The sequence below is a fragment of the Candidatus Pantoea floridensis genome, from assembly GCF_900215435.1.
Classification (GTDB): domain Bacteria; phylum Pseudomonadota; class Gammaproteobacteria; order Enterobacterales; family Enterobacteriaceae; genus Pantoea; species Pantoea floridensis.
The window spans coordinates 1,809,606-1,823,884 of record NZ_OCMY01000001.1 but is presented as its reverse complement, the minus strand read 5'-3'; the positions used below and the strand labels follow the sequence as shown (position 1 = coordinate 1,823,884).

Sequence of the window (14,279 nt, the reverse complement as noted above, 5' to 3'; positions counted from 1 at the left end):
GCCTTCAGTCCGCCCGCATGTTCAGAAGCTGATTTGTGGGTGCATCCGATGCGGGTATAGCCACAAACCACTTTCATTATCAGGCCTGCTTACCTTATGCGCTTTGGTTCACGGCGACGGGCGGTAGCGTGTCCGCAATTAGGAGAGTTTTGCTATGGATAGTCAGTCAGCCGCCTTGCTGCGTCGCCTTAACCCGTTCTGTGCGCAGACGCTGGAGGCTGCCGCATCGCTGTGCCAGACCCGCGCACACGCCGAAATTCAGCCGGAGCACTGGCTGCTCAATCAGCAGATTCTGCCGGTGCTGAGCCAGCAGCTGCTGACCCACATAGCTGCGAAGCAAAAACCACACTCCCTGACGCTTGGCTGGAATGAGGAAGAAGAGATTGTGCTGGAATTTGACTGGACTGAAGGAGTGCGCGCATGAGCCCCCATCCCCTAATCAGATTCAGCCACAACCATCATCAGCTGTCGGTGAAGGGATGTGAAGCAGAACTCGATGTGCTGGCGTTTGAAGGCGATGAAGCCCTGAGCACGCCGTTCCGCTACCGCATTGAATTCACAAGCTCTGACCATGCCATCAGCAAAGAAATGATGCTGATGAAAGCGGCCTCCCTGACGCTGCAGGCCCCGGTTGACCAGGGTTACGGCATCAAAATGCAGCAGGCCGTGCGTATCCTTCAGGGCGTGGTGAGTGGTTTTGAACGCCTCAGCACCTCAAAGGATGAAACCCATTATGCCCTGACGCTTCAGCCACGCCTGGCGCTGCTTGACCGTTCGCACCAGAACGCCATTTATCAGGACATGTCGGTCCCACAAATCGTGGAAAAAATTCTGCGCGAGCGTCACAGCATGCGCGGTCAGGATTTCCTGTTCTCACTGACACAGGAATATCCACGCCGTGAGCAGGTGATGCAGTACGGCGAGGACGACCTGCACTTTATTACCCGTCTGTTGGGTGAGATCGGCATCTGGTTCCGCTTTACCACCGACACGCGTCTGAACATCGACGTCGTGGAGTTTTACGACGGTCAACAGGGTTATGAAAAAGGTCTGATGCTGCCATCGGTTCCGCCATCAGGACAGCATTCGGAAGGTGTGGACTCGGTGTGGGGGATGGAAAGCCATCATAACGTAGTGCAGAAGCAGGTCAGCACCCGTGATTACAACTACCGCCAGGCCTCGGATGACATGAACACCCAGGTCGATGCGACCCGCGGGGATGCCACCACCTACGGTGATGCCTATCACTATGCTGATAACTATCTGACGGCGGGAAGTCACCATGACCGCAATCCGGCCCCGGAGTCCGGGGCGTTTTATGCCCGCATTCGCCATGAGCGCTATTTGAATGGTCAGACGCAGACCCATGCCATCACCAGCTGCCCGATCCTCTCTCCGGGGCAGGTGCTGAAAGTCACCGGCGGGTACGAAGTGGCTGAGGTGTTTGCGCATGGCGTGGTCATCACGGCGATGCACAGCCATGCGCGGCGGGATGAAGATTTTGGCGTCAGGTTTGACGGTATCCCGGACAGCACTGATTTTTGCTTCCGACCGAAACCTGGCTCACGCCCGGTGATGGCCGGCACGTTACCGGCCCGCGTCACCAGTACCACCGAAAACGATACCTACGGCCATATCGATAAAGACGGGCGCTACCGCGTCAATATGCTGTTTGACCGCGATAACTGGGAGACCGGGTTCGAAAGCCTGTGGGTGCGTCAGTCACGGCCATACGCAGGCAACACCTATGGCCTGCACCTGCCGCTGCTGGCGGGCACCGAGGTGGCGATTGGCTTTGAAGACGGTAACCCGGACAGGCCTTATATTTCTGGCGTGCTGCACGACTCGGCGCACGGCGACCACGTCACCATCCGCAACTACAAACGCAACGTCCTGCGCACCCCGGCGAACAACAAAATCCGCCTCGATGATGAGCGCGGGAAAGAGCATATCAAGGTCAGTACGGAATATGGCGGCAAGAGTCAGCTGAACCTCGGACATCTGGTTGACAGTGAGAAGCAAAAGCGCGGCGAGGGTTTTGAGCTCAGAACCGACAGCTGGGGGGCTGTACGTGCGCAGAAAGGGATATTTATCAGCGCTGATGGCCAGACGAAAGCACAAGATCAGGTGCTGGAGATGCAGCCGGCGGTCAGCAATCTGGGTGATGCCCGGGAGCAGATGACTTCAATCTCCGATGATGCGCAGAAGGCGACCGCGAACCCCGCTGATCTGCAGGCGCAGGTAAAACTGCTGGAGCAGCAGCTGACGGAGCTCAAGAAATCGGTGCTGCTGATGAGTGCGCCGGACGGCATCGCACTGACCAGCGGACAACATCTGCAGGTATCTGCCGGGCAGAACTTGATCGCCACAGCCGGTAAGAATGCCGATATCAGCGTGGTGAGGAATTTGTTTGTGGGTGTTGGTAATGCGCTCAGCGTGTTTGTGCGTAAGCTCGGCATTAAACTCATTGCTAATCAGGGACCGGTACAGGTACAGGCACAGAACGACTTGATGGAATTAATAGCCCGCAAGGAAATCAGCATCGTCAGTACCGAAGATGAAATAAAAATCATCGCGAAGAAGAAGCTGACTCTGAATGGCGGCGGGAGCTATATCAGGATTGATGCAAGTGCGATTGAATCTGCTACTGCAGGTGAATATCGTACGAAAGCAGGACACTATGGGCGTAAAGCAAGCGCATCAGAAAAGGTCACGATGCCTGTATTTCCTGTAATGGAACCTGGCGAACAAAGTTTACGTTTTGCTTTCCCTGGTGCCGATAGTGTCAGCCAAAGTATGGACTGGATGATAAATCAGCCGTATAGCATTACTGACAGTAATGGGAAAATCCTGTCGGCTGGTACTGTGGATAGTTCAGGTCGCTTCCCGAAAATAGTACTTCCTGAAAGCGATACAATAAACTTAATTATTGGGCGAGAAACCTGGGTTAAAGAAGATCTTTCTATTTCATCAACTGAAGATGACAGTGTGGAGGATCTTGGGGATGAAGAATCTGATGCCGATCTTTATTTAAGTGAGGTAGATTCTGAAGATGATAGGTCATCAGCATTGACTGAATCAATGATCGCAACTTTATTAAATTTAACAAAGGTTAGTTGACAATGTTAAATATGCTTATGAAATTTACGTTGAGTATAGCTATCTTATTTTATAACTTCGATGCATATGCTGCATGTCTGAAAGAAGGGGATAAGGTTGTACTCTCAGGAGTAATGAAAGAAGAGCTGTTTTATGGCCCCCCGAATTGGGGAGAAGATAGGAAGCATGACGAAAAATTACTCTACTGGATCCTGCATTTAAATAGCCCGCTAAAGTGCGTAGTTGATGCTAATAATGAGCAAAAAGGTTGGGGCAGCAATGTTCAGCTCATTATTAACGGTGAAGATTATAAAACTAAACGCAATTTACTTAATCACCATGTCACTGTAGATGGAAATGTTATGCTTGCTGTCACAGGCTATCATATGACTCCAGTTTTACTAAAAGACACCAGTTTTAAACCAACGAAAGAAAAATAAAAAAGGATGATGTATGAGATTTGTAAAAGCGACATACCATCTTGAAACCAAGACGGTTGAGTATGAAGCTGGTGATGGAACTCGTTTGCTAAAAACTGGTGGGACATTGAATTGGAGATTTAACAACCCTGGGAATATTATGGCATTGCCTGATGCAAGTAAGCAAAAAGGGCGGATAGGTGCCGGGACTGTGTATAATCCGAAAGAAAACACATTTGCGATTTTTTCTAGTATGGAGGCTGGGGAGCGTGAAAAATGTGCATTATTGAAGCGAAAATATCGAGATAACACCATCTCTGACATGATGTCGCAGTATGCACCTGAAACCGCAGGGAATGACCCAGTAGCTTATTCCAATTTTATAAGCTCAGAGAGTGGAGTTGCAAAAGATAAAAAAATATCTGACTTGAATGATAATGAATTCGGCAAAGTTGTGGATGCAATCAGTAAAAAAGAAGGTGGCTTGAAGCCCGGTACTGAAAAATGGGTGTATGTGACAAATGTGACTGTTTCTGATGGATCTCGACCAGTTGCTGATGTGCCATTTAAGGCAACACTAGGAAGCACTAGCTACGAGTGGAAAACAGACGCTTACGGCAAGCTCAAGACAATCATCCATACGAAACAAGGAATGGCTATTGTCGTCAAATATACTAATTCTGCTGGAAAAGAGGATGTTGTTTATTCAGCTGTTGCTGGGGATGAAACGAAGAATATACTGCTTACTAGAAACTTTTCTCAATTCTCTGCAAAAACACTTGCCGAGACCCCCAAAGCCCCACGTGAGAAGAGCGCTCAGAAGCCGATAGAGTACATAGTCATGTCAGGAGACTCTCTCTCGAAAATTGCCGATCGTTATAAGACAAGCGCTGATGAAATCGCCAAAAATAATAATATAAAAGATGTGAGTAAGATCTTCCCTGGTCAGAATTTGACGATTTATGGTGTCAATACTAATGGCTCTTCAGTATATATCGTTGCTCCAGGTGACACGTTGGCGAAGATCGCAGAAAAAAATGGTGGGAATGTTGACGATATTGCACAGCAGAATAATATATCAGATCCTAATAAAATATACCCGGGACAATCAATTTCTATAAAAAAAAATGGTAGTAATACTGCTGGCGAGACTGAAAAATCAGCAGTTAATCCTCCAACGTTAAAAACAGCTAGTAAAAAACCACTGCAAAATAGAAAAGTAAATACTAATAAAAAAGCGCTGGAATCGGTTGGGGGGAAAAAATCTGGTAATCCGATAGCGTTACTGCCTCATGATCAGCGAGAGGCTCCATGGATGGCGGTTGCATTTGAAGAGGGTAAGAATAGATGGAAATGGGGACGGGTGAGAGAAGGCGATGGTGGAATAAACTATCATAAGAAAACTGGTATTAATATGTCATCTATGGTGGGTGACTCTAATCCATGGTGTGCTTCTTTTGTAAATTATTGCCTCAAAGAGTCTGGGTATGCAATATCTGGTAGTGCAAGTTCTCAGTCCTTCTCGAAAAATAAGAATTTTGTAAAAATATCTCAGCCTATATATGGTGCAATAGTTGTTTTTCGTAAAAGAGGGTCGTGGACTGGTCACGTTGCCTTTGTGTATTGCAAGTTTAAAGATGGGGAATATGGTGTTTTAGGTGGTAATCAAGCGAATAGTGTGACAGTAAATCCACTGAAGAAAGTTTATCTTGAACAATTAAATTATGAGCTTATAGGGTATTATGTTCCGGCTTCATATCATCCTAACGCGGTTAGGATAGTTAAAAATGGCGGCGACTTATCATCAGATTTTGAAAGTATTGATAAGTTAAGAAAAAATCTTGGGTCTAACATGCTAACACTTGATGATACTAAAACTCGATGAATAATAGATGATTGGTTTACAATGTACGAATATAACCTATATTGGAGATTTCGATGAAATTGTTATTTAGTATTTTATTATTGTTCTGTTCTAATGCTTTTGCAAATGAGTGTATAACAAAAACAGATGTTGACTTTCTGAAAAAAGTATTTATTTCAAACGATAAAAATGGGCTGATTGCCCTTGCTTCTAATGGAGTAAAAGATAATATAATTAATGATGAGGTTTTCAAGAACAAAAGCATTACATTAAAAGGCCTTTCTGAGATTACTTATGCATGGGGGCGGAAAAGAAACGATGGTAGTCCTTTTCACTTAAGTCTTAAATTTCCCGAACAAAAGTTATGTGTTTGGCGGGTAACATTTACTCTACCTAAAAAGATACGAGAACAGTGTGATGATGACGGAGCCTATGGGTATTTCATAAACTTTATTAAAATTGGTAACTCCCTTAAGTTAAGCGATTTCACATCTTTATTTGTCGCACTGGATGATGGCACTTTAGCGTGCTCAAGTGCAAATGAGTTTATGATGCAAAAAAATTATGAGTAATGATAGTGATATCATTATTGGAATGAGGGATGTGGTCGATGAAAAAAGTTATTACCATATTTGTCCTTTTATATTCGTTCAATGTCTTTTCTGGTGATCCTGGCGGTATATCTTTATATGTGAAGCCATTATCATCAGCTATAGATTATAAATACATAATTGATGAGTTTTTCAGAAAATATTATGGTGTTGACAATGTAATTACACCGACATGTGACTCAAAGGACTACACCCCTTATGTAGATGAGACCTATTTAAATACCTCTTTAAAAGGGGTAGACGATCATGATCTTCTTCAAGCTATACATTCTCATGATTCTTGGATAAGAGTAGCTAATATTGAATGACAGAGTGAACATATTTGGCATGCAAATCATTTAGTAAGGATTAAAATGCTATATTAACTGGATTACTTTTTAGGAATAATATGAGGTTTCTTTCTGCAGAATTTCTGTTTATTTATTCTCCCTATGCTTCAGCTAACAAATATATAGCGAAGTCGGATATTTAATCATTGATTACGGTTTCAAAAACAATGATAAGCAATCCCTAATTGATGTGGCTGTTGCTCCAGTAAAACATTATATTGAGAATTATGTACTGATCAAAAATGAATATAGTACACATTACTAATGTATCTGATGCTTACTATGGCTGGGGTGTCGACAAAAATCAAAGTATCCTGTTAACATATCAGCTGTTTTTCCAAATGAAAAAGTGTGTGTATGGAATATATCTTTTGCACTACCGGAGTCCATGAGAAAAAATGTGATGATGATGGTGCTTATGGGTATTTTATTGAATTTAAAAAAGTTAATGGAAAAACAGTTCTGTATAATTTTACCTCTTTGTTTGATACCCTTCCCGACGGATCTTTAGCTTGCAAAGCTGCAAATAAATTTATGTTGCAAAAATAGCTTGTGAATATTGAAGTAAGCATCTGGTTAAAAATGGAGAATGTTATTGATGAATCATTATTCGGCGCCTTTGCTGCTTTTAAGGATGAGCTGTGTATTACTTATTTACCCAGTGAACTCTACTTTTGCTAAGGATCTAATTTCCAGTACAAAGTGGAACGATAACTCTGGCGAACATACACTGGTGATAGAAAAGCAAATTTCCAAAGATCAATCAGGAGAGCATTTGTCAATAAAGCAGTTGACTCAGGGTAATGTTGACTGGGTTCTTAACGATTATGTTAATGACTGTATTCTGGATATAAAGTTAGATGTTGTAACTGATTCGGTAGAGGTGAATAAAACGATTTCTGATGGCGTAGGAACTGTTTTATTTGCCTACAAGATTGGGTGTATTGGTGGACTCGATCCGGTAACCGTCAAGTATTTTGCATATAAATATGGCGTGAAGCACTCCTTAAGAGGAGAAGAGCATATCGTTGTTGAAAGTGGTAGTTATGGTGGAGAAAATCCTCCGATTCCAGATTATAATCTAAAAAAAGATAAGCCACTGTTAAATTACATGCTGAAAAAATGGAAGGCCATTTCAACGACAAAAATAAATTAGCAGTCTGATTTTTACTCCGGCAAATAACTTAGCAGGAAGTTCTTTTCTTGAGTATGGTTTTAATTGTTCAGTAATATGAGAAAATTAATGTCATATACACTTAAACATTTTCCAGAATGCTATCCCAGACCTAAACCTCTGAAATTTTTTCGTTGGCTTATTGCTCTGGTTGCCATGCTTTCGGTCAGTGTTATATTAATGCGTATATTCGGGAGTTATATTGATAACCTGCATTTTTGGAAAATTTCTTTAGGTGTGCCTATTGTTTTGTGGAGTGTTCCGTTTGCTTCTTGTTTGCTTCTGTGGGCATTGCAGGATAGCAAAGCAAATGCTTTCGACAAACAGCGAGAACAATGGATTCTTCGAGAAACCCGTAAGGCACGTCGTGCACTGCAGGTGCTGAATGCAACATTTATTACCGGCCACTCATCAGTTGCTCAGAAAGATACAGCTATTGCCATGCAAAATAACGATAGCATTATTGTTTCGCAGGTCGACCGGGATGGTAATGAAAGCTCCAGGATGAGCCAAATTTCTTCTAGCCCGCAGGACTCGCTAAAATTCGTGATAACGAATATTTTTTTGAAGTTGATTGCTGGCATTCCTTTCGCACAAATCCCTGACAAAGTACCACTGGTAGTATTTTTTGATATAACAACATCGCTGCCTCTGGAGAGTATTCGCCATTACTGGGATGAGGCCTGGCAAAAGAACAATATTACTCTTCCTGTTGAATATGGTGAAGGGAGTGGGCTCAGTGTAATTGACCGCTGGTTGAATGAGCGTATTAAAGATAAAGCAATGTTATTGGTTGTGGGTCTCCAGTTAAAGCCTGTCGATTCTGACAACACAGCTGAGGCCGGTGTTGCTCTGCTTCTTGGCAACCGCCTGACCCAGGAGGCACTCGAACCTCTCGCGCTGCTACACCGGCCAGATGCTGCTCCATCAGGTGAACTGAGCGAGGGGATGAACATGGCCGCCTATAACGTCCCGCTCAAAGAAAATATCGTGAAAAATTTATGGCTTGCCGGGTTGACCGGTGAGCAGCGCGCAGAAGTTATTGGGCGCCAGAATGCACACCCTGCGCAGTCTGTAGAGGATGACGCTGTCATTTCACTCGATACATCCATGGGACATGCCGGTGCCGCAGCCCCCTGGCTGGCTATCGCTGCCGCCACTGAAATCGCCCGACAAACTCTGTCACCACAGATGATTATCTGCGGTGATACCACACAGAATGTGCTGTGGAGCACGCTCATTACCCCGATTGCTTCCCGACAGGAGATGGATCCGTGAAGCTACCTTTAGCACCGAAGACTACGGAAGGCCGCTATCTTGCTGTCGCATTGATTTTCTTTTTGCTGTTAGCTGTTATGACGTTCATGGTCTGGAAGCATCCGGATATAGCCGGGATTGAAGACGGAAGTCAGCAGCAAATTTACTGGCTTATCGCCAGCGGATGTATTTCAGGGTGTGCACTTATCGTATCAGTGGTACTCCTGGCGGCGGTACGTAGTGCCGGAAAACAGGAGTTTAATGCGCTTGTCGACAACACCAACGGTGATGATGAGAAAAAAAAACGGGAAAATGATAAAGCGCCTGCTCATCCTGCGGTAGCCATGTGTAACAGGATTCGGGGACATCTCCGCGCCCGTATTGGCCTCTACTGGCGTCGTAAAACCCGTCTGTTGTTAATCACCGGCGATGAGGCGGCAATCGAACAGCTGGTACCTGGCCTGCAGGAAAACCAGTGGCTTGAAGGTAACCGTACCGTTCTGATTTACGGCGGCAGTCTGACTGCTGATCCGGATAAGGAAAAATACACCACGCTGCGTAAACTGCGCCGCGGGCGTCCGTTGGACGGGATTGTCCGCGTCATGTCACAGTCGTTTAATCTGACGCCACAAATTAGTGACAACGATTTACGCGGGCTGGAAAAAATCAGTGAACTGCTGCGTTATTCCACCCCGGTCTGGCTGTGGCAACTGTGTGACAGCAACTGGTCACAGGCTAAACGCACTGAGCAGGTGGTAGGCGCAAGTTTCCCACAATGCGCTAAAGCGGACGATATTGGCCGCCAGCTTAGGCATCTTCTGCCAGAACTACGGGAACAAGGCGTGAGCCAGATAGTTGAGAACAACAGCCACGACTTCCTGCTGCGCCTGGGCCAGCACCTTAAAGACGGGGGTATCGCCCGTTGGACTCAGCAACTGGTGCCATGGTTATCTGCCTCCCAGCAGCGCGTTCCGCTACGTGGCCTGATGTTCAGTCTGCTGGAGAATAAACCTGCCGATATATCAGAGGAAACAGCTGATGCGAGGAAATATATCCCTGAATCACAACGCCATACGCTGTACCTGCCAGTGACCTGGCAGGGGATCGTTGATGATTGTACCCGCGTGCGTGGCCGCCGCGTCGGTATGGCGTGGGAACAGACGCTGGCCTGGACGCTGATGGCCATTATCGGTCTCTGGGGGGCGGGGATGCTGCTGTCGTTTGCGGTCAACCGCCTGCAGATTGTCTCTGTGGCGCAGCAGGCTCATGCCCTGGTGGAGCATCCTTCTGTATCGGATTACCAGTTGACGGCTCTGCATACCCTGCGTAATGACGCTGGCCGCCTGCAGCACCATATTCAGGAAGGTGCGCCCTGGTACCAGCGCTTCGGTCTGGACCATAACCAGCAGTTGCTCGACGCGATGCTGCCCTGGTATGGGGTGGCGAACAATCACCTGATTCGCGATCCGGCAAATGCCGCCCTGACGCAGAAGCTCAGTATGCTGGCGAATTCTGCCCCCAACAGCGACCTGCGGACACAACTGGCGAAACCGGGCTATGACCAGCTTAAAGCCTGGCTGATGATGGCCCGTCCGGATAAAGCCGACGGCGCGTTTTATGCGCAGACCATGAAATCCGTACAGCCGACACGAATGGGCATATCAACCGGCCTGTGGCAAAGCCTGACGCCGGATTTGTGGGCCTTCTATATCACCGAATTGCCTAAGCAGCCGCAGTGGAAAATCACACCGGATGCGCAGCTGGTCAGCCAGAGTCGCCAGGTGCTGTTGCAGCAGATTGGCCGCCGTAACGCCGAAAGCACGCTGTATCAAAATATGCTCAAATCCGTTCGTCGTAACTTCGCCGATGTGTCCCTGGAGGACATGACCAGTGGTACCGATGCGCGGCAACTGTTTACCACCGAAGAGGTGGTGCCGGGCATGTTTACCCGCCAGGCGTGGGAAGGGGGCATTCAGCAGGCTATCGAGAAGGCTGCAAATTCCCGCCGGGATGAAATTGACTGGGTGCTGAGTGACAGCCGGAAAGCCGTCTCCTCAGACCTGTCTCCGGAAGCCTTGAAAGCACGTCTGACGCAACGTTACTTCACCGACTTTGCCGGCTGCTGGCTGAGCTTCCTCAACAGTCTGCAACTTAATCCGGCAAACAACGTTGCTGACGTTACCGACCAGCTGACGCTGATGAGTGATGTCCGGCAGTCGCCACTGATTGCCCTGATGAATACCATCGCCTGGCAGGGGCAGACCGGCCAGCAAAGCGAAGGCCTTTCGGATTCCATCATCAAATCGGCTAAAGACCTGGTAGGCGGTAAAGACAAGCCTGTGATTGACCAGTCTGCGTCGGGGCCACAGGGGCCGCTCGATGAAACCTTTGGCCCGCTGCTTCAGCTTCTGGGTAAAAACAAAGGCAGCAACGTCATGTCGGCTGACACCTCCCTGAGCCTGCAGACATATCTGACCCGCATTACCCGCGTGCGTCTGCGCCTGCAACAGGTGGCCAGCGCCTCTGATCCGCAGGATATGATGCAGACCCTGGCGCAAACTGTGTTCCAGGGCAAAAGTGTGGATCTCACCGACACCCAGCAATACGGCAGTCTGATTTCGGCAAGCCTTGGCGAAGAGTGGAGCGGCTTTGGCAGCACAATGTTTGTTCAGCCACTGACTCAGGCCTGGGAGACCGTGCTTCAGCCGTCGGCGGCGAGTTTGAATGACAAATGGAGCCGGTCCGTGGTGACGAACTGGCACACCGCCTTTGATGGACGTTTCCCGTTTGCGTCGAGTAAAAGTGATGCCTCCCTGCCAATGCTGGCTGAGTTTTTGCGCAAGGACAGTGGACGTATTGAGCGCTTCTTGTCGACAGAGCTCAGCGGGGTGCTGCACAAAGAGGGCAGCCAGTGGGTGCCGGATAAGGTCAACAGCCAGGGGCTGAGTTTTAACCCGGCCTTCCTGCGGGCCATTAACCAGCTGAGCCAGCTGTCGGACATTCTGTTCACCGATGGCAGCCAGGGCATCAGCTTTGAGTTACAGGCGCGTCCTGTGCCGCAGGTGGTGGAGACGCAGCTAACCATTGATGGACAAAAGCTGCACTACTTCAACCAGATGGCCGACTGGCAGAGTTTCCGCTGGCCGGGAGACACTTACAAGCCGGGGACGATGCTGACCTGGACCACGGTCAACGCCGGCGCGCGCCTGTTCGGAGATTACAGCGGGACCTGGGGCTTTATTCGCTGGTTGGACCAGGGCAAGCGCCAGCAGCTTGACCGCAGCCAGTGGATGATGAGTTTTACTGCACAGGATGGGCGCACATTGCAGTGGGTGCTGCGTTCCCAGCTGGGCAAAGGCCCGCTGGCGCTGCTTGATCTCCGGGGGTTCTCCTTACCAGAGCAGATTTTCAGTGTGGACAGCGCTGCCACGGCGCAGGCACTGATGAATTCGGGAAACAGTGGCATGGACGAGATGGAATAACACAATGAGCACACTGCAGAACGTTGTGACGGCCTGTCAGGCTGATGAAACTCAACTAAAGCTTCAGGCACAGGCGCGAACGAAAAGCTGGGATCGCTGGACTGCCCCCGTCAGTGGCAGTCATCCAACCGGTGAGGATCCCGGGTACGACGATAACTTCCAGCGTATCCGGGAAGAGGTCAACAAACTCTCCGGCATTGATACGGCGCTGATTTGCCAGCTGGCGGAAAAGCTGCTCACCACTGCTGCCCAGGATACTGGAGCAGGCGGACAGCACCTTCTCGCGCGGTGCCAATCATCTCTGACTGGATTTGCAGTGGTATATCCACCAGGCACTGATGAAATCGGGGCAGGATGTACTGGCTGATATCATCGCCGCCGACCTGAAAGGGTTGCTGCGTCGCCTTACCGGGCTTGAGACCCTAGCTTTTAATGACGGTACGCCGTTTGCCGATGAGGTCACGCTGAACTGGATAAACCAGAGCGTACTGGATGATATGTCCGGCTGGCGGGACGAGCTGGTCAGTGCCGCCAGCACGGCCGACAACGATATTTTGGCGCTGGAGTCGGAAGCGCTGGAGAAAGCGGACACTGACGGCCTGGATGCCACACTCCACTGGCTGCAGACACGGCTAGGTACAGATTCCACAAAAGAAAAATGGCTGCTGCGTTTGCTGATCAATCATTAGAGAATTTTGAAAAGGAGTGGTTTTGATGCAAAAATTTCCAATTAAACGCAGGGTTGGAATGTTTTTTGGTATGCTGTGTCTATATGTTCCATTGATCTTGGTGGGGGGAAGGCTTTCCTTAACTACGCTAAGAGAATATTATGAATTCCCATCTGAATTATCATTCTCATCTTTTTTTGTTTATGGTTTTTCCGCTATCTTCATCTTGACTCCAGTAGCATTTTTTTCTTTATGGCCTATTTTTCTAGGACGCAGAGTTTCAATGAAGGTACAAAAATTTGTAACTAAGTACATGATTGCAGTATTCATTGTTACTGTTGCTTTTCAGGTTGGATTTAAAATTTATTTTTCAAACAAAATTGAAAATAAAGGATATGTTGCCTGTCCAGGCACCCCGAAAGCTTGGGTGCCTGGCATGGCAACAAGATACGCCAAAGATCCCCAGAGTTGCCGTTAGTAAATGTCATAGTATGCCCAAAAAAGCTGGTGGAACACCTAATCTAAGATAAAACAGCATATTAAAAAATACATTGGTGACTTAACTTCACAGGTAATTAATTTATGAGTCCAAAACGTAGATTTATTGGAACCCTTATTATTTGGTGTGTTTCATCGTTTGGTTCTTTATGGTTTGCATATGATGCATTTACTGGACTATTTGAATTCGGAAATGAGATTGTTTTTTCACCAACGGTTTCCGCTCTGCTAATGATACCGATAATCCTACTTTTTCCATGTATATATTGGTATCTGGCCTTGCGGCACGGAGGGGAACAGGCAATTATCAAATGCAAAAACACCAATAGGTTTTTTATAGGTTTGGTTGGTGTTTTTCTCGTGAGCTCTATCATCTTTTCCTTTGCATACACTTCAACCCTTCAAAGTAAAGGCTATGTGAAATGCGCTGGTCGCCCGAATGGATGGATGCCGGGAATGGCCACTGAGTATGTACAACCACCATCGGTATGTGGGCAGCGTGAAAATTAATAAGATGTTCCTGTCCTCAGGAACATCATCAGCACAATTTTATTTAGATAATATTATTCATTCGGTAATTATTGAGCAGAAATCAATATGGATGATTTAACCTTACGTTATTACGACGCTGAAATGCGCTACCTGCTGGAAGCCGGTGAAGAGTTTGCCCGCGGACGGCAATGCTCAATCTCGATAAAGCTGGGGCGTGCGACCCTTACGTAGAGTGGCTAGCAGGAGGGGAAAACGAGCTGGCTCTGCATCTGCTGGATGAGCTCGATAGTGCAGCTCAGACAATCACCCTCACGCAGTAGACACCTGCACTGTTGTTTGAAGTGAAATCGCGCCGCCTCAGACTGCTGCGCATGAAAGCCACACGC

General features: G+C 47.5%; 13 protein-coding genes and 2 pseudogenes. All 15 read left to right on the top strand.

The genetic code is table 11. The annotated features are described in order from the left end of the window. The first annotated feature begins 154 nt into the window (after positions 1–154). Positions 155–424 carry a hypothetical protein gene (locus tag CRO19_RS08485; protein ID WP_097095435.1) on the top strand — a complete coding sequence of 90 codons (270 nt, stop codon included), beginning with the start codon at positions 155–157 and terminating at the stop codon, positions 422–424. Further along, positions 421–3,120 (top strand): type VI secretion system Vgr family protein, encoded by a 2,700-nt coding sequence (locus CRO19_RS08480; RefSeq protein WP_097095434.1) that lies wholly within the window; start codon positions 421–423, stop codon positions 3,118–3,120. The genes CRO19_RS08485 and CRO19_RS08480 overlap by 4 nt, the downstream gene beginning before the upstream one ends. 2 nt (positions 3,121–3,122) lie before the next feature. Beyond that, positions 3,123–3,539: a DUF4431 domain-containing protein gene (locus CRO19_RS08475; protein WP_097095433.1), complete on the top strand. Its 417-nt coding sequence runs from the start codon at positions 3,123–3,125 to the stop codon at positions 3,537–3,539. Positions 3,540–3,552: 13 nt separating this feature from the next. Continuing rightward, positions 3,553–5,403, top strand: a complete 1,851-nt coding sequence (locus CRO19_RS08470) for a TIGR02594 family protein (RefSeq protein ID WP_097095432.1) — start codon at positions 3,553–3,555, stop codon at positions 5,401–5,403. A 53-nt stretch (positions 5,404–5,456) separates the two neighbouring features. Continuing rightward, a complete protein-coding gene (locus CRO19_RS08465) occupies positions 5,457–5,954 on the top strand; it encodes a sugar ABC transporter permease (protein ID WP_320204468.1) in 498 nt (165 codons plus the stop codon). A 38-nt stretch (positions 5,955–5,992) separates the two neighbouring features. Then, complete coding sequence (locus CRO19_RS25835) at positions 5,993–6,301, top strand: hypothetical protein (protein ID WP_141400229.1); 309 nt, start codon at positions 5,993–5,995, stop codon at positions 6,299–6,301. A 378-nt stretch (positions 6,302–6,679) separates the two neighbouring features. Next, on the top strand, positions 6,680–6,871 hold the full coding sequence (locus CRO19_RS26230; protein ID WP_320204467.1) for a hypothetical protein: 192 nt from the start codon (positions 6,680–6,682) through the stop codon (positions 6,869–6,871). A gap of 49 nt (positions 6,872–6,920) precedes the next feature. Further along, positions 6,921–7,478, top strand: coding sequence for a M949_RS01915 family surface polysaccharide biosynthesis protein (locus CRO19_RS08455; protein WP_097095431.1), 558 nt, complete (start codon positions 6,921–6,923; stop codon positions 7,476–7,478). 87 nt (positions 7,479–7,565) lie between these two features. Continuing rightward, positions 7,566–8,774 carry a KPHS_23130 family T6SS system protein gene (locus CRO19_RS08450; protein WP_097095430.1) on the top strand — a complete coding sequence of 403 codons (1,209 nt, stop codon included), beginning with the start codon at positions 7,566–7,568 and terminating at the stop codon, positions 8,772–8,774. Then, a complete protein-coding gene (locus CRO19_RS08445; RefSeq protein WP_097095429.1) occupies positions 8,771–12,235 on the top strand; it encodes an ImcF-related family protein in 3,465 nt (1,154 codons plus the stop codon). Before CRO19_RS08450 ends, CRO19_RS08445 begins: the two co-directional genes overlap by 4 nt. Positions 12,236–12,239: 4 nt before the next feature. Further along, positions 12,240–12,602, top strand: coding sequence for a hypothetical protein (locus CRO19_RS26530; RefSeq protein WP_444505490.1), 363 nt, complete (start codon positions 12,240–12,242; stop codon positions 12,600–12,602). Continuing rightward, positions 12,490–12,915 (top strand): annotated as a pseudogene (locus CRO19_RS26525) (type VI secretion system domain-containing protein); the annotation flags it as partial. The gene CRO19_RS26530 and the pseudogene CRO19_RS26525, both read left to right, overlap by 113 nt. A 34-nt stretch (positions 12,916–12,949) precedes the next feature. Next, positions 12,950–13,381: a DUF1240 domain-containing protein gene (locus CRO19_RS08435; RefSeq protein WP_097095428.1), complete on the top strand. Its 432-nt coding sequence runs from the start codon at positions 12,950–12,952 to the stop codon at positions 13,379–13,381. A gap of 104 nt (positions 13,382–13,485) precedes the next feature. Then, complete coding sequence (locus CRO19_RS25830) at positions 13,486–13,911, top strand: DUF1240 domain-containing protein (protein ID WP_141400228.1); 426 nt, start codon at positions 13,486–13,488, stop codon at positions 13,909–13,911. A gap of 87 nt (positions 13,912–13,998) precedes the next feature. Continuing rightward, positions 13,999–14,180 (top strand): annotated as a pseudogene (locus tag CRO19_RS26085) (type VI secretion system baseplate subunit TssF); the annotation flags it as partial. Positions 14,181–14,279: the final 99 nt, after the last annotated feature.

Excerpts from the sequence above, each read along its gene's own strand:
- CRO19_RS08485 (WP_097095435.1), top strand. The coding sequence starts at position 155 with ATGGATAGTCAGTCAGCCGCCTTGCTGCGTCGCCTTAACCCGTTCTGT.
- CRO19_RS08480 (WP_097095434.1), top strand. The coding sequence starts at position 421 with ATGAGCCCCCATCCCCTAATCAGATTCAGCCACAACCATCATCAGCTG.
- CRO19_RS08475 (WP_097095433.1), top strand. The coding sequence starts at position 3,123 with ATGTTAAATATGCTTATGAAATTTACGTTGAGTATAGCTATCTTATTT.
- CRO19_RS08470 (WP_097095432.1), top strand. The coding sequence starts at position 3,553 with ATGAGATTTGTAAAAGCGACATACCATCTTGAAACCAAGACGGTTGAG.
- CRO19_RS08465 (WP_320204468.1), top strand. The coding sequence starts at position 5,457 with ATGAAATTGTTATTTAGTATTTTATTATTGTTCTGTTCTAATGCTTTT.
- CRO19_RS25835 (WP_141400229.1), top strand. The coding sequence starts at position 5,993 with ATGAAAAAAGTTATTACCATATTTGTCCTTTTATATTCGTTCAATGTC.
- CRO19_RS26230 (WP_320204467.1), top strand. The coding sequence starts at position 6,680 with ATGGAATATATCTTTTGCACTACCGGAGTCCATGAGAAAAAATGTGAT.
- CRO19_RS08455 (WP_097095431.1), top strand. The coding sequence starts at position 6,921 with ATGAATCATTATTCGGCGCCTTTGCTGCTTTTAAGGATGAGCTGTGTA.
- CRO19_RS08450 (WP_097095430.1), top strand. The coding sequence starts at position 7,566 with ATGTCATATACACTTAAACATTTTCCAGAATGCTATCCCAGACCTAAA.
- CRO19_RS26530 (WP_444505490.1), top strand. The coding sequence starts at position 12,240 with ATGAGCACACTGCAGAACGTTGTGACGGCCTGTCAGGCTGATGAAACT.
- CRO19_RS08435 (WP_097095428.1), top strand. The coding sequence starts at position 12,950 with ATGCAAAAATTTCCAATTAAACGCAGGGTTGGAATGTTTTTTGGTATG.
- CRO19_RS25830 (WP_141400228.1), top strand. The coding sequence starts at position 13,486 with ATGAGTCCAAAACGTAGATTTATTGGAACCCTTATTATTTGGTGTGTT.